Source organism: Amycolatopsis panacis (assembly GCF_003600245.1).
GTDB lineage: Bacteria > Actinomycetota > Actinomycetes > Mycobacteriales > Pseudonocardiaceae > Amycolatopsis > Amycolatopsis sulphurea.
Genome location: NZ_QZFV01000076.1, coordinates 188,294 through 206,259, shown reverse-complemented (window position 1 = coordinate 206,259; position 17,966 = coordinate 188,294). Strand labels below are relative to the sequence as shown.

The following is a 17,966-nucleotide window of genomic DNA, read 5'->3' as shown; positions in this document are numbered from 1 at the left end:
CGGGCCCGTCACGAGTTTTTCCGCCGACAGAACGACAACGAGCCGAGCGCCGGATGTGCGCGCAGCCACCTCGATCGTCACATCCGCCTATGCCAAAAGCTGTTCTTACCGAACAAAATCCCCAATCGGCACACGGTCCGGCCGAGTTCCGAATCGACAGCGATCACCGCCACACCCGACGGTCGCCACAGTGATTCGCCTCGCAGCACCGACGCCATTTCCTCCTGCGCGACAGGCCACGAGTCGCGCGCAGCCGTCACACGTCAGGCACAAAGGTGACGCACGTGACCGGCGCCTTACTGGTACCAACGTACCAGTTTATGGCAGACTGGTACGTGTGTCCCAGTCTGCTCACCTAGAAGGCCGCACCACGCTCGCTGACTACCGTGCCGCTCTGACCGCACCCGGCGCGCGAGGTCCGGCCGTAGCCTCGGCGCTGGCCCGGCTGCCGATCGCGATGGTCGGCATCTCGGCTCTGCTTTACGTACAGCGCGAGACCGGCTCGTTCGCCGACGCAGGGCTGGTTTCCGCCAGCGCCCTCGCAGGCGTCTCGCTCGGCGCGGTGATCCAGGGACGACTGATCGATCGCTTCGGGCCGACGCGCCCCCTGCTGGTTGTAGCCGCGTTGCTGACGCTGTCGATGACTGCGCTCGCCGTCGCGATCGATGCGCACGCGTCCACCTTCGCATTGGTAGCACTGTCTGCCGCGACGGGACTGTCGGAACCAATGGTCGGCTCCGCGTCGCGCGCGCTCTGGACGAAGCTGCTACCGGCAGGACAAGCGCGTAACGCCGCACTGTCCTACGAAGCGATCAGCATGGAGGTCTTCTTCATCCTGGGGCCGGGCATCGCGGGCCTGTTGATCACCGCTCCGTGGCCGGGCACCGGCATGATCGTCGGGGCCGCGACGATGGTCATCGGGGCGATACTGTTCGCGTTGAGCCCTGCCGTACGCGGGTGGGGTCCCGCTCCGCACGTGAAGAAGCCCTTGCTCGGCGCGCTGGCAGGGTCGGGCATGCGCACGCTCGCGCTGGCGGCGTTGGGCTTCGGCCTCGTGATCGGCTTCGTCGAGGTCGCCGTACCGGCCGCAGCGACAGAAGCCGGGCATACGTCTTTCAGCGGACTACTGCTGTCCGCGTGGTCAATCAGCTCAGTCGCCTTCGGTGTGGCGTACAGCTTGCGCCCATGGCCACGGGCACTCAACTTGCGACTGCCGGTCCTGCTGAGCGGCTTCGGTGCGTTAGTGGCGTTACTCGCGTTGCCGTCGTCGTTGTGGGCGCTGGCGTTGGTGATGCTTCTGGCGGGGGCGATGATCACGCCGCAGTCGACTACGCACTCCGCGGTGATCGAGGCCGTGGCACCGCCGGGCACGGCGGCCGAAGCGTTCGGCTGGGTACTGACCGCGGTCACGTTGGGGCTCGCTGCCGGGCAGTCGATGAGCGGATATCTGGTCGAGCACCTCGGGATCGGTGCCGCGTTCCTTGCCGGCGGGGTGGCCGGGGTGGCCTTGTCCGTGCTCGTGTGGCTGCTGCGCGGGACGGTGCGGCCAGCGCCGGTCCCAGCCGGTTCGCCCAGCGGCGAACTGGTCGCCGCCGGAGGCTGAGCGGAGTATTGGTCCCTTTCGCTCCGGTCAATTTTCCACAGGTCAGCACGCATTTCCGGAAACGGGCGCGAGCTTTTGTCGGTGGCCGCCGCTAGCTTGGCCGACATGGATCTGACCTCCCTCGTGCGGCCGCTGGCAGCGGTCGCGAACGCCGCGGTACGACTCCTCTCCCGGCAGGCTCGGCTGCGCTTGCGGGCGAGCACAAGCGGTCTCGTGGTCTCCGGCGGAGACCACGAGCTGGCCGTACGATTCACCAGTCCCGCGACCGCGCACACCGACGGCGAGGTGCTGGTACCGGCCGCGCCGGTCGCCGAAACGCTGCGGATGCTCGACGTTGACCGGGCCCGGCTGGTCGTCGAAGGCAGCCGGCTGGCGATCCGGACGGAGGGCGGGCGATTCGCGTTGCCGCTGCAGGACCGGGATCGCTACCAGGACACCGGCCCACCGCCCAAACTGTCCGAAGTGGATAGTGCAGTGCCGGCCTCCGCGTGCGCACGGTGGCGGGCACCGCCGCGCGGGCCGACCGATCGGAGCGGGGCCGGATTGGCTCGCGGCCGGTTGGTGCGGCCTGGATGGACGCAGCGGGATGGTGCGGCCCGGTCTGTGCGGCACGCCAGTCCGATCCTCCGGCCGGTCCGACGCCGCTGGCGCCGCCGACCGTTGCCGGGTCACGGATATTCAGGCGCACAGTGGCTGGGTGCCCGTAGTCCGGAAGGGGTGATCAGGAACGGGTGGTCAGGCTGCGGATTCCTCGCGGACCGCGGCGTGCACCTCAGCGACGGTCGGGTTCACCAGGGCCGACGAGCCGACGATCACGGTCGGTACGGTTTCGTTGCCGTTGGCCACTTCGCGGACTCGTTCGGCGGCACCGGGCTCTTCCCAGATGTTGATCTCCCGCAAGGACAGGCCGCTCTCCACGAGTTGCGAGTGCAGTGCTTCGCTGAACGGGCAGCCCGGCCGCCAGTAGAACTCGACCTCGACGTTGTTCATCGTCCGTCCTCCGAAGCACGCAGGTATGCCAGCTGGGCTTGCACACTCGCCTCGGCGGGGGGCCAAAGCGACTGGTCGACGTCCGCGTAGACGATCTCCACGACCTGTCGTGGCGTCGCGTTCGTGCCAAGCACCTGCAAGGCCGAACGCACCTGGTCCAGCCGCTGTTCCCGGTGGGCTAGGTACTCCCGGGCGGTGGCCGGCAGATCCGGCAGCTCCGGGCCGTGCCCGGGCAGGCCGGGGGTACCCGCGGGCAGGTCGATCAGACGGCGTAGCGAATGGAGGTAATCGCCGAGGTCGTGCAGAACCGTCGTGCCGCGGCCGAGGATGGTGTCACCGGTCAGGATCTGGTTCGCGACGTGCAAGGAGACCGAATCGTCGGTGTGCCCGGGGGTATGCACTACGCGGAATTCCAGGCCGCCGCCGGACACCACGTCGCCGTCGGCGAAGGGGTCCGCGCCGAGGCACAGGGACGCGTCGAACGCGCGGACCGGCGCGCCGGTCCGCGCGGCCAGCCAGGGTGCGCCCTCGATGTGGTCGGGGTGGTGGTGCGTGAGCAGGATCAGCTCGACCGCGCCGATACCCGCCAGCCGCTCCAGGTGGTCCAGGTCGTGATAGCCCGGGTCGACGACCACCGCCGCGGACGCCTCCGGGGCACGCAGCACCCAGCTGTTCGTGCCCTCCAGCGTCATGGTGGACGGGTTGTTCTCCAGCAGCACCGACGCCGTCTCGGAAACCCGGCGCAGCACGCCGTAGGCGGGGGCGGTCATTCAGTCCTCCGTCGGATCGAGGATGACGCGGATCAGGTCCCCGTCGGGGACCAGTTTCGGGACCGTCTTCACGATCTCGCGCGCCTGTGCGAGCGCGGCGTCCGCGGTGGCGAACTCCTTCAGCTCGTTCAGGGTGAGCCAGGTCGGCGGCATCAGCCCGCGGCGCCCTTCGCGCGCGTCCGCGATCGCGGCGGACGGACGCTGCCAGCCCACGGCGTCGGCCTCGGACGTCGCGCCGTCCGCGCCTTGGCCTTCCGGGAGCTTCGCAACGAAGAATCGGGTGTCGTAGCGACGCGGCTCTTCCCGCGGCGTAACCCAGTGCGCGTATGGGCGCAGCAGGTCCGCACGCAGCGTAAGGCTCGCCCCCGCGAGAAACCCGGCTAGCGAGATTTCCCTACGCTCCAAGGCTTTCCGCGCTTCGCGATACGGAATGACGTCGGCGACCACGGCGTCCTCGGTCCCCGCCAGCAGCACACCGGTCTCCTCGAACGTCTCGCGCACCGCGCCGCACACCAGCGCACGGGCGAGCCCCTCGTCGCACGCGAACTGCTCGCCCCACCACGACGGCGATGGCCCGGCCCAAGCGACGGACGCGTCGGCATCCCGCGGATCGACACCACCGCCGGGGAACACGGTCATCCCGCCGGCGAACGCCATCCCGCGCACGCGGTGCTGCAGGAAAACCTCCAGCCCGTCCGCGGCGTCGCGGAGCAGAATCACCGTCGCGGCATCCTTCGGCCGCACCGGCGGGCCATCAGCGTTGTCCCGGATCGCGATGCCCGGGCGGGCAGGGATGTCGAAGACGAACTCACGCGGCCGATCCACCCGGGCAACATACCTCGCGACCAGTGCGCAACGCCGACCACCGGACGCACATCACGGCCCGGCACCGGACAAACGGCCGCGCAGCACCACACCGGCCTACGGACCGAACGAGCCACAGGCCACGGGCTGGAGGCAGGGTCACGGGGTCAGAGGCCACAGGCATGGCCGCGGAGTTAGAGGCCGCGGCCGGGCGGCACAGGCACAATCCGCGTAACCAAGCGAGACTCGCCCAAACCAGGCCCAACCACCGAAGGACCAGCCCAGAAACAGCCCAAGACGCAGAACGGCGGACCAGGCACCCTGGTCCGCCATCCAGCTTTCAACCGTGAAACCCGCGCAAAGACCCCAGTTCAGGCCCGAACACGCAGCAGCCGGTTCAGCCCGCAGTCGGCGGTTCAGGAACCCGACCACCGCTGGTCGCCGCCGGAGCGGGATGCGCCGTTGAGGCGGAGGCGGGCGGCTTCGGCTCGTTCGCGTTCGGCCAGTTCCTCGTGGAGTTCCCGCAGCAGTGCGCGATCCCGTTCGGACAAGCTGGGGTCGTCCAGGTCCAGCGCGGGCAGCTCCACGACCTCGTGCATGCTCGGCTTGCCCGCGGCGATCTCGCGGCCCTTCTCCGGGTCCTCGGCCAGTGCCTGCCGCAGCTGGGCGACCTCGGCAGAGGTCAGGTCCGAGGTGCGCTCGGCGCGGGTCTCCGGGCGCACCGCCGGGCGGTCGGGCTCGGCGGGCGGCGGGTTCTGCACGATCGGCACCACCGGGGCGATGGGGACCGGCGCAGGCGGGGCGGGTGCTTCCGCGGCCGGGCGGATGCCGTGCCTGCTCGGCGTTTCCGCCACCGGTTCGGCGACCGGCGGTGGGGAGACCGGCGCCCGCGGCGGGGTGCTCGGTTCCGGGCGGTAGTCCGGGGCCGAGTGCGTGCTGCCGGTGACCCACACGGGAGTCGCAACGGCGCTTGCGGCCTGGTGGTAGTCGGACTTCGGGACGCCGGGCCCGCTCACCTCGACCACCGAGCGGATGCCCGCCCGGCGCAACGCGGTGTCCACGCGGAAGGCGACGGCGGGCGGGTTGCCCTCCGGGCCCAGTTCCACCAGCACCACACGTTGCGGCAGCGCGCCAGGCACGCTGCCGGCCGGAGTGTTGCGCCACACCGCGTGCACCGAACGGACGTCCGGCAGCACCTGGAGGGTCCGATCGAGTGCCTCGGCGAGACCGAACTCGGGCTGGTGATCACCGGTGAACCGGTGCGTCTGCAGCGCCTCCGCGTCCTCGACCAGCAGGTCGTTGGCCAGCGTCGCGTCCGACCGGCTCATTTCCAGCACGAGTGCGAGCTCGGTCTGCTCGTCCGAGGTCACCGGGATCCGGCCCGCGATCAACGTGCCCGTGGTGAGTTCCACGGCCTCGTCGATGTGCGCGCGGGCGATCAGCTCGCGAGCCTCGGTGAGCGCGCTGTCGTCGATGCGGCCCGCCACGGCCAGCAACAAGTTGTGCAGACGCAGGGGCACCGAGAACCCGTCCATCGGCGGGCCTTCGTGAACCTCCACCATTGCTCTGCTCCTCCCAGCTCGCCTGGCGGCTCGAGCGTTACGCGGCGACTAGTCGATGACCGGCACCCGCGGCGCCGACGCAGACCAGCTCGGCTTCGGCGAGCGCGGCCCGGTGGTACCCGGGAGGGTCGAAACGCGGCGGAAGGACCTCGACGCTGGGCTCTTCGTCACCCAGGACCCGCAGCACCCGCTGCAGTTCCCCGGTGAGCCTCGGCCGGCCCGCGGTCGCGGTGACCAGCAGGACCCGCTTGGCCCCGTCCTCGCCGGCCGCGCCACCCAGGCGCCGCCAGCTCTGCCGCACTTCCCCCACGTCCGGGCGCCCACGCAGGGTCGCGTGGAGCAGCACGGACACGGAATCGACGGAGTTCACCCATTCGGGTGCACTCCGCGTGAATGTGTACCGGGTCTCGGCGACGTCGTCTACCCCCAGGGTGGAACTCACCTGGTGCCAGTCCGCACCGTGCGGAATCAGACCGGCCACGAGCAGCCGGTACTCCGTCTGGTCCAGATCGATCCTGTGCTTGAGCAAAGACCTGGGCAGGGTCCGCGCGAGGGTGCCCATGGCACCCTCGCCGAGCCAGTCCCGGAACCGCCACAGCAGCTGGTCGGGCGTCCGGCCGGCCAGCCGGAGCAGCAGTTCGTGCAGAGACTGTTCTATATCGGGGTCCATCACTGCACCTCCACGATCAGTTCGACCTCCACCGGCGATCCGATCGGAAGCTCCGCGACACCGACCGCGGAACGCGCGTGCACCCCGGCGTCGCCGAACACCTCGCCGAACAGTTCGGAGGCGCCGTTGACCACCGCGGGCTGGCCGGTGAAGCCGTCCGCGGACGCCACGAAGCCGACCACCTTGACGATCCGGGTCACCGAATCGATGCCGACCAGGGCGTGCACCGCGGCCAGCGCGTTGAGGGCCGAGGTCCGGGCGTATCCCTTGGCTTCCTCGGGGCTGACCTCCGCGCCGACCTTGCCGGTCGCGGCGAGCACGCCGTCCACGAACGGCAGCTGGCCGGAGGTGTAGACGTGCGAGCCACTACGCACGGCCGGCACGTACGCGGCCAGCGGTGCGGCGACTCCGGGCAGTTCGAGACCGAGTTCGGCGAGCCGTTCGCTCCAGGTCACAGCCGCCCCCTCAGCTCTTCGGCCGCTTGAGGTAGGCGACGTGCTGTTCGCCGCTCGAGTTGGGCAGCACGGTGACCAGCTCCCAACCGTCCTCGCCCCACTGGTCGAGGATCTGTTTCGTCGCGTGGATCAGCAGCGGGATGGTGGCGTACTCCCATTTGGTCGCGCTCATGACCCGGGAGCGTAACCAAACGAGCAAGCCCGGTCCGGACCGCCGCCGTCGAAGCCGGCCACCCGACCAGGTGAACGAGTGACGGACCGTGGCAGGTGTGGGTCACCTCACATTCACCCCGATCCGGGCGCGGGCCGGAGGGGCCGGGCGAAGGTCGCTAACGTGGTGCCGTGGAGACTTGGCGGATCGTCGCGACGGTGGCGCTCGCGGTAGCGGGGCTGCCGTTGACGCTCGCGATCATGGCGAAGAGCCGCGATCGCGTGAACGACTCGGGCCGGGTCGCGATCGTCGGGACGGTCACCGCCACCGCGCTGGTCGTGGTGGCCGTGCTCACCCTCACCGTGCTGCCGGGCGTGGTGACCTGGAGCCTCGTCGCGGCGGTCGTGGCTGCGGTCGGCGTCATGATGCTGGCCAGCTGAACGCCGGTTTACTGTTGACAGTGTGACCACACTCCCCGCCGGCTGGACTGATGAGCTCACCCGGGCCCGGCTGCATTTCGTCACCGGGAAGGGCGGCACCGGCAAGACCACGCTCGCCGCGGCGCTGGGCCTCGCGCTGGCCAGGGACGGCCGCCGGGTGCTGCTGATCGAGGTCGAGGGCAGGCAGGGCATCGCACAGCTGTTCGACACCGAACCCTTGCCGTACGCGGAACAGCGCATCGCCGCGGTCCCCGGCGGCGGCGAGGTGCGGGCGCTGCACATCGACGTCGAAGCGGCGCTTCTCGAATACTTCGAGATGTTCTACAACCTGGGTTTCGCCGGCCGCACGCTGCGCCGGATGGGCGCGATCGAGTTCGCCACCACGCTCGCGCCGGGGCTGCGGGACGTCCTGCTCACCGGGAAGATCAAGGAGTGCGTCGGCCGCACCGAATCCGACGGCCGGCACAGCTACGACGCGGTGGTGGTGGACGCGCCGCCGACCGGCCGCGTGGTGAAGTTCCTCGACGTCACCAAGGCTCTCACCGATCTCGCCAAGACCGGCCCGATCCGCGGCCAGGCCGACGGCGTCGTCCGGCTGCTGCACTCCGGGGAGACCGCAGTGCACCTGACCACGCTGCTGGAGGAGATGCCGGTCCGGGAGGCCGTGGAAGCGGTGGCCGAGCTGGACGGCGCCGATCTCCGCCCGGGCGCGGTCCTGGTCAACCGGGTCCGCCCGCCGCGGCTGCCGGCCCGTTCGGTGACCGCGGCCGCGGACGGCCGGGTGGACGCGGTGCGGGTGCGGTCCGGGCTCGCGTCGGCAGGCTTGAACCTGCCGGAGGAGACGCTGGACGCGCTCGTCGAGGAGACCGTGGAACACGCCGTGCGGGTGGCCGCCGAGCAGCGCGCCCGCGAGCAGCTCACGGAGGCCGATCTGCCGACGCTGGAGCTGCCGGATCTGACCGACGGGATCGACGTCGGCGCGCTCTACGAACTCGCCGACGCCTTGCGGGAACAGGGGGTGCGCTGATGCCGGAACTGGAGGTGGACGCCCTGCTCGACGACCCGGCGAGCCGGGTGATCGTGTGCTGCGGGTCCGGCGGGGTCGGCAAGACCACCACCGCCGCGGCGCTGGCCCTGCGCGCGGCCGAACGCGGACGGCAGACGGTGGTGCTGACCATCGATCCGGCCCGGCGGCTGGCGCAGGCACTCGGCCTGCGGGAGCTGGGCAATCACCCGAAGCAGGTGCAGGTCGAAGGCTTCGAGCCGAAGGGCGAGCTGTGGGCCATGATGCTCGACATGCGGCGCACCTTCGACGACATGGTGCGCGTGCACGCCGGCCCGGAACGCGCCGAGCAGCTGCTGCAGAACCCCTTCTACCAGACCATTTCCACCTCGTTCTCCGGGACGCAGGAGTACATGGCGATGGAGAAGCTGGGCCAGCTCGCGGCCACCGACGAGTGGGACCTGATCATCGTCGACACGCCGCCGAGCCGGTCCGCGCTCGACTTCCTGGACGCGCCGACCCGGTTGTCCACCGCACTCGACGGCCGGATGATCCGGCTGCTCACCGGGCCGGCCAAGGCCGGTGGCTGGGGGCTGCGCAAGGTGGTCAGCGCCGGGTTCTCGATGTTCGCGAAGGCGGTGTCCACGATCATCGGCGGCCAGCTGCTCGCCGACGCCTCGGCGTTCATGCAGGCCTTCGACAGCATGTTCGGCGGGTTCCGCGAGCGCGCCCGCAAGACCGCCGAGCTGCTGCGCTCGTCCGGTACATCGTTCCTGGTGGTCGCCGCGCCGGAACCGGACGCGCTGCGCGAGGCCTCCTATTTCGTGGAGCGCCTCGCCGCTGAGGCGATGCCGCTGGCCGGGCTGGTGGCCAACCGCACGCATCCGGTGCTCGCGCCGCTGTCCGCGACGGAAGCGCTGACCGCGGCGGAATCGGTGCGCAACGCCCCGCTCGCCGAGGCCGTACTGCGCCTGCACGCGGATCGCGTGGCTCTGGCCGAACGCGAGAACCGGCTGCTCGCCCGGTTCACCCGCGCGCATCCGGAGGTGCCGCTGGTCCGCGTGCCCGCCCTCGCCGGCGACGTGCACGACCTGGCAGGACTGCGCGACATCGGCGGGACACTGGGCACGACGGCATAACTCACGCTCGATTACCGCACACAACTCGGATCCCCGCCGCGGGTGCGACGGGGATCCGAGGAGGTCGGCAACGCGCGGTTTAGCCCGCCGCGGCGGCGAGCGCGTCCCGTTTGGCCGCTTCGAGCAGTCCGGTCCAGCTTTCGACGTCCGGGCGACGGCGCAGCAATGCCCGCCGTTCCCGTTCCGTCATGCCGCCCCAGACACCGAAATTGATCCGGCCATCGAGCGCTTCCCCCAGGCATTCCGTGCGGACCGGACAGCCCATGCACACGGATTTGGCCCGGTTCTGCTCCGCGCCGCGGACGAACAATCCATCCGGATCGGCGTCCCGGCACGAAGCGTTGACCCGCCAGCTCGACTCTTTGGTCTGCATACCCCCAGCTCCCTCATCTGGTGTATGGCACCAGCGAAGGCGAAGCTCCCCGCTCCCACCCCCGCGAGCGTTTTCCCACTGCGCCGCACGTCGGTGACGGCACCTCCCCGGTGCCGCTGCCGCCGTCCGGACCACCACGGCTCCCACCCGTGCTGGTCCGTCTGTCGGCATGTACGTGAGACGTTGACGGACTGTAGGGGTCGACGGTTCCCTTCGCCAAGCCCAAACTTGAATTCTCTTCCCGTACGCGACCGGATCACACCCGAATGACGCCCGGTTCGCCCTGCTTACCGGCCAGTAGCGGGTGTGAGGTCACGAAACCGCCACGGGCCTTCAGTACCCTGGCCCCTGTGCGCAAAAGGGACGGTTTGTTCAAGCTCCTCGGCCTCTGCCTGCTCGCGGGGGTGCTGACCGCGGGAATCCTCTTCCCGGTGGTGGGCGCCGCCGGCGTGATCTCGAACCAGGCAAGCGAGACAGTCGAGCAGACTTCGTCCGATCTTGCCGACGTGCCGCCGCCCTTGGTGACGACGGTCACCGACTCCGGGGGCAAGCCGATCGCGACGCTGTACAAGCAGTACCGCATCCCGGTCGCGCCCAGAGAGATCAACGACTCCCTGCGCTGGGCGCTGCTGTCCGCGGAGGACAAGGCGTTCTACGAGCATCACGGCGTGAACTGGGCCCGTACGCTGCGCGCCGCGGTGTCCAACACCGCCGGCGGTGAGACCCAGGGCGCGTCCACGATCACCCAGCAGTACGTGAAGAACTACCTGATCAACGTCGTCTACCGCGACGACAAGGCGGGCCAGGACACCGCGCGGGAGCAGAGCCTCTCGCGCAAGCTCAAAGAGGCCCGCATCGCGATCAACCTCGAGACGAAGCTGTCGAAGGACCAGATCCTCACCGGCTACCTCAACGTGGTCGAGTTCTCCCGGCAGATCTACGGCATCGGGGCCGCCGCGCACGCCTACTTCGGCACCACGCCGGAGAAGCTCACCGTGCCGCAGGCCGCGCTGCTGGCCGGGCTGGTGAACAACCCGATCGTCAACGACCCGTGGAACCACCCGGACAAGGCCACCAAGCGGCGCAACCTGGTGCTCGACCGGATGGTCAGCAACCAGAAGCTGGCCAAGGCGGACGCGGAGCGGTTCAAGACCGAACCGCTCGGCGTGACCCCGGACACCCCGGCCAAGCCCGCGGCGAACTGCACCGGCGCCGGGCCGGAGAACGGGTTCTTCTGCCAATACGTCGAGGATTACCTGATCAAATCGGGAATGTCGAAGGACCAGCTCTACACCGGCGGGTACACGATCAAGACCACGCTGGACGAGAAGGCCAACCACGAGGCCAAGGTCTCCGCGGAGACCCAGGTGTCCAAGACACAGAAGAATGTGGCGAACACGCTTTCGCTGGTCAAACCCGGAAAAGACCGGCACGAGGTGGTCGCGCTGGCGGCCAACCGGGATTACGGCATCGACCAGGATCAGGGGCAGACGATCTATTCCCTGCCGTCCGGGGTCTACAACACCGGTGGCGCGGGTTCGAGCTACAAGATCTTCACCTCGGCGGCGATCCTGGACCGCGGAATCGCCGGGATCTACAGCAACATCCCGGTGGGCAGCAGTTACACCTCACACGTGTTCACCGGTGGCGGCTCGCATTGCCCGCCGACCGGACCGCCGCTGAACTCCAAGTGGTACTGCGTGAGCAACGCGAGCAAGAACTCACCCGGTTCGAGTTCGCTGCAGGAGGCACTGGCGACTTCGCCGAACACCGCGTTCGTCGCGTTGGAAGACCGGCTCGGCAGCACCGCACCGGTCATCGACATGGCGACCAAGCTGGGCATGCGCAACACGATGGCCAGCGACACCAACGGTGCCGAGGTGGATCCGAAGGACCCGAAGAGCGTGCCGCAGTCGAAGGCCTACGGACCGACCGACAAGACCCCCGGTTACGGCGCGTTCACCCTCGGCTTCAGCCCGACCAGCGGGCTGGAACTCGGCAATGTGGCGGCGACCTTGCTCAGCGGCGGCGTCTGGTGCCCGCCGACGCCACTGGCATCGGTGACCGGCCGCGACGGAAAACCCGTGCCGGTCAAGGAGGAGGCCTGCCAGCAGGTCGTCCCGGAAGGCCTCGCGAACACCCTCGCGGTCGGCATGGGCAAGGACGACCAGCCCGGCGGCACCTCGGCGAAGGCAGCCGCCGCCGTAGGCTGGAACCGCCCCCTGATCGGCAAGACGGGAACCTCGCAGAACAACGGCTCGGCCACGTTCGTCGCCGGCACTCCGCAATTGGCCGGCGCGGCCATGGTCTTCCGCACCACCGGCATCGGCGGCCTCTGCTACAACGGCATCGGCAATGTCACGACGTGTGGTAGCAACGCCAACATGTTCGGTGGCGTGACCCCGGCACAGACCTGGTTCGGGGCGATGAAGAACATTCTGGGCGACCAGCCGATCGTGCCGTTACCGCCGGAGGATCCGAAGTACACGGGCCACTAGTTTCGCTTCGAAATACCCAAAAATAGTGTAGATAAAGAGCGGGCTCCCTCGTCAGAAAAGCGACGGACCCCGCTCTTTAATCGATTTAGTAAGCTGATATTTCAATCAGCACCAGGGAATGGGTAGTACATTTTTCGGATAGTCGATATAGTAGCTAGCCATCCAGCCGACCGTTGACAAGCCGGAACTCCCCGGGTAGTAGATTTCAACGCGCAGCCAGTTTGGATTCCCGCCAACCACCTGTCCAGCCTTTTGGCAGGTCGGAACCACTCCCCAATCAGGGTTTATTACTTTTTGAACCTTGCTGCAATTTGCAACCGACGGACTGTTGTCGCAATCAGCCCAGTGCAATTCATCCCCGCTTCGCACACTCACACCGTGGGCCCAGGTATGATATCTCGTCGCAGCTGACGCAACTCCAGCAGTACCAATGATAATCGAAAGAACCGTTACAATAGCTGCGACGATGCCGATTTTGCGCATTATTTCCCGTCTTAATCAGCTTACAAAAGCTACTCTGCTTCAATCCGGAACCCGCCACTACTTTCCCATAATATTCAGGTTCGGCTGCCAGCCCCTTTCTTGTTTGACCGTTGCCGAAGATTACTTCGCAATAAGGAAAACTTATCGCCTTGACGCACGCCCCATCCGTAGTATGCGGACGATAGCAATCAGGGAACCAGGACCCAGCGTGGCCAGCCATACGAGCAGTGGCCAAAACCGAGACATTCCGGCATACCAGTGGCCGTAAACAGCAAATGCCAGTGAGAACAACGGGATTACGCTCAGAATCCAAGGCTTTACCCGTCGGCCCCAGGGGAGTACAGCCAGAAACACCGATAGAGAAAGCACTGCGAGCATGAACAAGAATCCTGGTCCCGCCATTCCAATCTCAAATTCCTTCAATACCGCACAACGGTTGACTTGTTTCTATTCACCTGCCGCATAAGTGGGATGTATCGGGATCCGTTCCGGCGCCGCTAAGGGGTCCGATCCCCCAAGGATTTCCATTCCTGCCTTTGTCGACACCACAGTCGCCGTTTGCAGTGTCGCCGTGTAGCTGACCAAGTTTACTGAAGGTGTTGAAGTCTCCGGCGACAATTGCCTTGCCGTTGTTGGTGTATGCACCGCTGCTGTCGATAGCTTTCCCATTGAAGTAAAGATACTGGTCAGGCATCCAGGATGACAACAAGATCGGAGATAGCGGATTTGCATGGACTGTGTCGTCGGCGCACACTTTGAAGTTCAGCTCCTGCCAGATGGGTGGCGCTAGAGCAAAGAGGCTCTTGTTGACGGTCGGGACTATCCCGTTCTCGAAAAACATGGACTTCAGATCACCGGCGATGCCCCTGATCTGCGCTGGAACCCGAGGGTTAGCCTTTAGCTTGTCCACCCAGTCGGACACTGCACCAACTGGGCCGGGCTGGCTGAGCATCGGGCGGTAGCCGATGGACCCGCCAGCATTGCCACCGGCTTTCACACACACGGCTGCCGTTTCGGAAGGGGCGCCGGACACGTCAACGGAAACGGGATCTTTGCCGCGCGCGACGTAAGCGCGACCAGGAAAGAAGCCTCCATTTTCGTAGGGGTTGACGGCCGCCCATTCGCCGTCATGATGGTTGAGATTGGGCATCCGATAGCGGAGATCAGGCCGAGCTACCCCGTAGTCGACCGAGACTGCCTGGATGAAATCCAGGGCGAACTTGGGAATGTGTGTGTTCCCAGTTCGATGTTCGTAAATGGCATCCTCACTTCCGGGTATTATCTTCCCGCCTGGATCGGTGACGAACGTGACCGTCGCCTTTACGCGAATCTTGTGCCGACCGTCGTCGTCGAACGAGCTTGGTCGACGATCGTTGACTGGACGGTCTTGATACGAATTGGCGAATCCGATCCAACGAGCGATCGAATTTCCCGTCGGATGGTTTACGGGGTCAGTACCGGCAGCCTTAACCTGGGCTCGCCAGGCTCCGATCGTCTGCTTGAGATGTGACGGGAGGCAGTCGCCAGCCGCCTCCGATCGGCAGTCGGGCATGGACATGACACCGTCGGCAGAACCCGTCGCCCAGTCATAGAGCGTCTGCCGGCCTGATAGGTTCCCGCCCACCCACGATTCCGGGGCCGCCGTGTCGATGTTCTGGTTTTCGTCGAACAGTGCGTCGGCTTCGACTGAATTCTCGTGGTACTTCCCATTGATGGGCACGAACGCGACCGCATCGAAAGCGATGTCCTGGCTGCCGTCTCCTTGCGGGGTGACCGATGTCAGGTTCACTTCCGGAACATTGTTGAACATGAACGCGCCAAGCGATACCCAGCGGTTGCCGTCTCCCGGTTGCTGCACGACCCTCGTCCGGTCGCCTGAGGCGGTCTTGACCACGTAGGTCGCGGCGTTGGTTTGAGCGCCGTGGTCGGGCAACGCGACGAACACCTTCATAGGCCCGTTGTGGGATTGGTTCAGTCGCCAATTGCCGTCGACTTCGAGTTTGCCACCGTTGTCAGCCTTCGAGCGGGTATGGGTGAACCAGAAGTGTCCACCAAAGCCACCGCCGATCTGATGTGTGTCAATCTTGCCCGGATACTGGCCAGGGGCGTCCTGTTTGAACGTGAAGCTGAAAACTCCTGCGTTCGGCCAGGTTTTCAGGCAGCCCGGCCGGATCGACACAGCGGAGTCAGGCACATCGTCGACGAGCAGCGAGTTCGCAGGCAGCCCGGAAAGATCACATCGTGGAGGGTAAGCCGTGCCATCGTCCTGGTATGCGTATCCGGGATCGAAGCGGAGCAATTCGTTGCCGCATGTCGTGGCACAGTCCGGCTTCCACGTAGACGCCTGGTGATACCAGCAGCGCAAGTCGTACTGACCGCTCGAGTTCTTGTTCGCGCAAGGCCCCGCTGGCTCCCCGATCACGTCTGGAGCGTTGGGCGGATACTTAGCGCCTTGCTGGCAACTATTCGAAGCGTCACAGAACTGTGTGACAGGCGGCCGCACGTTAGTGCGGTTCCTCGGCCCGTCCACACCGTCGCCATTCCACCAGGCGGGCCTGAACCCGGAAACCAAGTTGCCGGGCGAGTCCAGGATCTCGACCGGGTGGCCAGCCCACCCGAGCACCTTCTCCGGGTAGGGCCAATCCTGGGGGTGTGCCGCGTCCTGATACGTGGTGTCCAGGAATGAGGTCCGGTTCGCCGGGTAGTGCGGGTTGACCGGGTTGTTGGCCCAGCCAAGCCCCCACGGACCGCTGCCGCTGGGGTGGAACCCAGAGTTGTAGTCCCAGATTGCGAAGAACCAGTTCTCCAGTTTGGCCGAGTCACCGTTGTTGATCTGCATGCCAGCGGCCCGCGTCTCGTTCCACTTGGTCGCCAAGATGCGAACGCCCGCCGCGACATTTGCAGAGAAGTCCAAAGCGACAGCACGTTGTGTCTGGTACGGCAAGGCCTTCTCTCCGGGCTTCTCGTGCCCCGCGAGCCGCATGCCGTCGGTGATCTGGGTGATCCCGTACCCACAGTCGGCCTTGTCCCAGTGAATGTCCCAGTCGTCGGTCGGGTCACCGTTGTACAGGTTGAGCCCGTAATAGTTTCCGATCAACGGGTTGGCCGTGACGCCGGGAACTGCGAATCGGGCGGCCTGCCACATGTTCGACTCCTGCGCGGTGATACCGAGCATCACCTGCGCAGGCACGAAACCACCGCCATTGAGCGGGATACCTGGGAACAAGCCTTGCGGGCTGTAGGCCGGCATCCCGAGGTTCTTCCAATTCGCCGGTCTCGCCACCGTCAGGGCGTTGCGGACCGCTTGGTCGACTGCCCACTCCACCTGCCGAGGCCTCGGCTGCATTGCCTGATTGGCCGGATCGCCGCGCGGGACAGCGCAATACCTCTGTCCCATGTCCGTCGGGTCATGCGGATCACTGTCCGGCGCGGGCTGCGGTGCCTTCTTAGACAACGATGGGCTGAGTGCTCGACCTGAATCCACTGCAGCGCCATCTCGCGGTGTCACGGCGAACGCGAACTGCTTGCCAGTACCCAAGACAGACGCAGTAATCCGCAACTGCCGTGGCACGGTTGTAGGGGCTACAGCGCGCGGATCGGGCTGCGTAGCGGTTACTGCTGTTAACGCAACCTTGCCCCGCATCGACAACTGTGAGCCTTTTGGGACTCTTACCACCGAAACACTCGCGACCGATGCCGTCTTCGACGCGGGCACCGCGTCCCCGGTGACGAACACTTTGCCACCCCTCGGACTCACCGCGTCCACACCGGCCAAGGTGCCTGTGGCGATCGTGGTCGGCGCCGCCGCAGCCGACCCGCTCTGCGGCAATCGTCGAACCGCAACCCGGTCTGTGCCGGACCTCTCCAGATAGACGAGACCTCCATCTGCATCGGCGGTGAGCTTGAACGGCATCCCCTCCGTCGAGACGATCCGACGACGGGTACCTGCCGGATCGACGCTGACCAGCGCTCCCGAGTCAGCAGCAACGATCCCAGCCGGCGTCAGCACAGCCGACGTCAACTGGCCGGGCACCTCGGTCATCGACCCGATCTTGGCAGCCGCAGCATCGACCCGCACCAGACGCGTACGCCCAAGATCTTCGACACCTTCTTGCGTGACAAGCGCATCCTCGTCGGCACCACAGGAGGGATTGAAATAGGCGAGACTACTGCGAATCGGCAGCTTCGTCACGTTCCCATCAGTCAAGTCGACAACAGCCGTGAACGCTCCGCGCGCAGCGAGGTCCACCTTGTTCGTGAACGTCCTTGGAGCGTAGACAACCACCGCCCGCCTGCCCGAGCCGGTCACGCACGCGTTGCCGATCCACGCATCGGTCTCAACCCCAGGCTCGGACAGCGTAGCCATCGTCTTCCACTCATAACCCCGCAACGAATCGGCCACAAGAAAGTGAAAACCGTCACCATCACCGGCAGTCGTCCAAACGACGTCTCGCGTACTCCTCCAATCACCTCCGAGCACCGCATCGCGTTGCGCCTCGGGTACAACATCGGATTCCGCGACGGGTTTCGGCGAGTCTGCCGCGACATCCGGAACCGCCACACTCGGCTGCGCGCCAGCTACGGCCGGCACAGCCGAGACCGCAGCCATCACCAGAAAGGCGGCCGTCCAGCGCCTCCATGTCAACCGCGATCGCATTGGAATTCCATATCTTCGCATGCAAAAACCATTCAACAATTCAAATCTTAGATTTGCCTAGACGGAAACAATGGCGTCACCAATATATACGAGCATTAACCGAAACTGACCACTGCACCGTCAACCACTCATCATGCACGAGCAACGTCACGTCAGCCCGATAATTGACTAACGTCAACATGAGAAAATGAAAGGCAGTAATGGTGCCAATAGCTACATTTCCCCCTACCCACACAGGCAGGAGTCGCTATCAAAGACATAAGAGCCCCTCTTAAGAGCCGAAAAATTGGCACTTCGTCTGCCGACCTACAGCTAGCTCAAGGCTAGCGAGTGTTCACATGCGAGACAATCGGCCGTTTGGCCGAAAG

The 17,966-nt window shown here is 66.3% G+C and carries 15 protein-coding genes and 1 pseudogene; 6 read left to right on the top strand and 10 right to left on the bottom strand.

Going from position 1 to position 17,966, the window contains the following annotated elements; all coding sequences use genetic code 11:
• The first annotated feature begins 337 nt into the window (after positions 1–337).
• Positions 338–1,603: an MFS transporter gene (locus D5S19_RS13245; protein ID WP_120023638.1), complete on the top strand. Its 1,266-nt coding sequence runs from the start codon at positions 338–340 to the stop codon at positions 1,601–1,603.
• 105 nt (positions 1,604–1,708) lie between these two features.
• Positions 1,709–1,972, top strand: a pseudogene (locus D5S19_RS33105) (DNA polymerase III subunit beta); the annotation flags it as partial.
• A 366-nt stretch (positions 1,973–2,338) separates the two neighbouring features.
• On the opposite strand, the gene D5S19_RS13235 reads toward D5S19_RS33105, so the two are convergent.
• The 7 genes from D5S19_RS13235 to D5S19_RS13205 all read right to left on the bottom strand — a co-directional run bounded on the left by D5S19_RS13235 (position 2,339) and on the right by D5S19_RS13205 (position 7,026).
• Positions 2,339–2,593 carry a glutaredoxin domain-containing protein gene (locus D5S19_RS13235; protein WP_120023637.1) on the bottom strand — a complete coding sequence of 85 codons (255 nt, stop codon included), beginning with the start codon at positions 2,591–2,593 and terminating at the stop codon, positions 2,339–2,341.
• Positions 2,590–3,363, bottom strand: a complete 774-nt coding sequence (locus D5S19_RS13230; protein WP_120023636.1) for an MBL fold metallo-hydrolase — start codon at positions 3,361–3,363, stop codon at positions 2,590–2,592. Before D5S19_RS13230 ends, D5S19_RS13235 begins: the two co-directional genes overlap by 4 nt.
• A complete protein-coding gene (locus D5S19_RS13225) occupies positions 3,364–4,188 on the bottom strand; it encodes an NUDIX hydrolase (RefSeq protein WP_120023635.1) in 825 nt (274 codons plus the stop codon).
• A 395-nt stretch (positions 4,189–4,583) separates the two neighbouring features.
• Positions 4,584–5,729, bottom strand: coding sequence for a hypothetical protein (locus D5S19_RS13220; RefSeq protein WP_120023634.1), 1,146 nt, complete (start codon positions 5,727–5,729; stop codon positions 4,584–4,586).
• Positions 5,730–5,766: 37 nt separating this feature from the next.
• Complete coding sequence (locus tag D5S19_RS13215; RefSeq protein ID WP_098512782.1) at positions 5,767–6,399, bottom strand: hypothetical protein; 633 nt, start codon at positions 6,397–6,399, stop codon at positions 5,767–5,769.
• Positions 6,399–6,854: a RidA family protein gene (locus tag D5S19_RS13210; RefSeq protein WP_120023633.1), complete on the bottom strand. Its 456-nt coding sequence runs from the start codon at positions 6,852–6,854 to the stop codon at positions 6,399–6,401. The genes D5S19_RS13215 and D5S19_RS13210 overlap by 1 nt, the downstream gene beginning before the upstream one ends.
• Positions 6,855–6,864: 10 nt before the next feature.
• Positions 6,865–7,026 carry a DUF4177 domain-containing protein gene (locus D5S19_RS13205; protein ID WP_098512780.1) on the bottom strand — a complete coding sequence of 54 codons (162 nt, stop codon included), beginning with the start codon at positions 7,024–7,026 and terminating at the stop codon, positions 6,865–6,867.
• Between the two features lie 170 nt (positions 7,027–7,196).
• Here D5S19_RS13205 and D5S19_RS13200 point away from each other — a divergent pair, with 170 nt between their 5' ends.
• From D5S19_RS13200 to D5S19_RS13190, 3 genes are read left to right on the top strand one after another with little or no spacing between them, the layout of a single operon-like run.
• Complete coding sequence (locus D5S19_RS13200; RefSeq protein WP_120023632.1) at positions 7,197–7,445, top strand: hypothetical protein; 249 nt, start codon at positions 7,197–7,199, stop codon at positions 7,443–7,445.
• Positions 7,446–7,467: 22 nt separating this feature from the next.
• Complete coding sequence (locus tag D5S19_RS13195) at positions 7,468–8,472, top strand: ArsA-related P-loop ATPase (protein WP_120023631.1); 1,005 nt, start codon at positions 7,468–7,470, stop codon at positions 8,470–8,472.
• Entirely contained in the window at positions 8,472–9,587 is a 1,116-nt protein-coding gene (locus tag D5S19_RS13190) for an ArsA family ATPase (protein ID WP_120023630.1), read from the top strand. Before D5S19_RS13195 ends, D5S19_RS13190 begins: the two co-directional genes overlap by 1 nt.
• Before the next feature lie 79 nt (positions 9,588–9,666).
• Here D5S19_RS13190 and D5S19_RS13185 read toward each other — a convergent pair whose 3' ends face one another.
• Complete coding sequence (locus tag D5S19_RS13185) at positions 9,667–9,960, bottom strand: WhiB family transcriptional regulator (RefSeq protein WP_098512776.1); 294 nt, start codon at positions 9,958–9,960, stop codon at positions 9,667–9,669.
• 350 nt (positions 9,961–10,310) lie between these two features.
• Here D5S19_RS13185 and D5S19_RS13180 point away from each other — a divergent pair, with 350 nt between their 5' ends.
• Positions 10,311–12,458, top strand: a complete 2,148-nt coding sequence (locus D5S19_RS13180; RefSeq protein ID WP_120023629.1) for a transglycosylase domain-containing protein — start codon at positions 10,311–10,313, stop codon at positions 12,456–12,458.
• A gap of 105 nt (positions 12,459–12,563) precedes the next feature.
• Here the strand turns inward: D5S19_RS13180 and D5S19_RS31665 are convergent, their stop codons facing one another.
• Together D5S19_RS31665 and D5S19_RS13175 are read right to left on the bottom strand one after the other, a co-directional pair.
• Positions 12,564–12,941, bottom strand: coding sequence for a hypothetical protein (locus tag D5S19_RS31665; protein ID WP_147397382.1), 378 nt, complete (start codon positions 12,939–12,941; stop codon positions 12,564–12,566).
• Between the two features lie 451 nt (positions 12,942–13,392).
• Positions 13,393–17,502 carry a golvesin C-terminal-like domain-containing protein gene (locus D5S19_RS13175; RefSeq protein WP_147397381.1) on the bottom strand — a complete coding sequence of 1,370 codons (4,110 nt, stop codon included), beginning with the start codon at positions 17,500–17,502 and terminating at the stop codon, positions 13,393–13,395.
• Between the last annotated feature and the right edge of the window lie 464 nt (positions 17,503–17,966).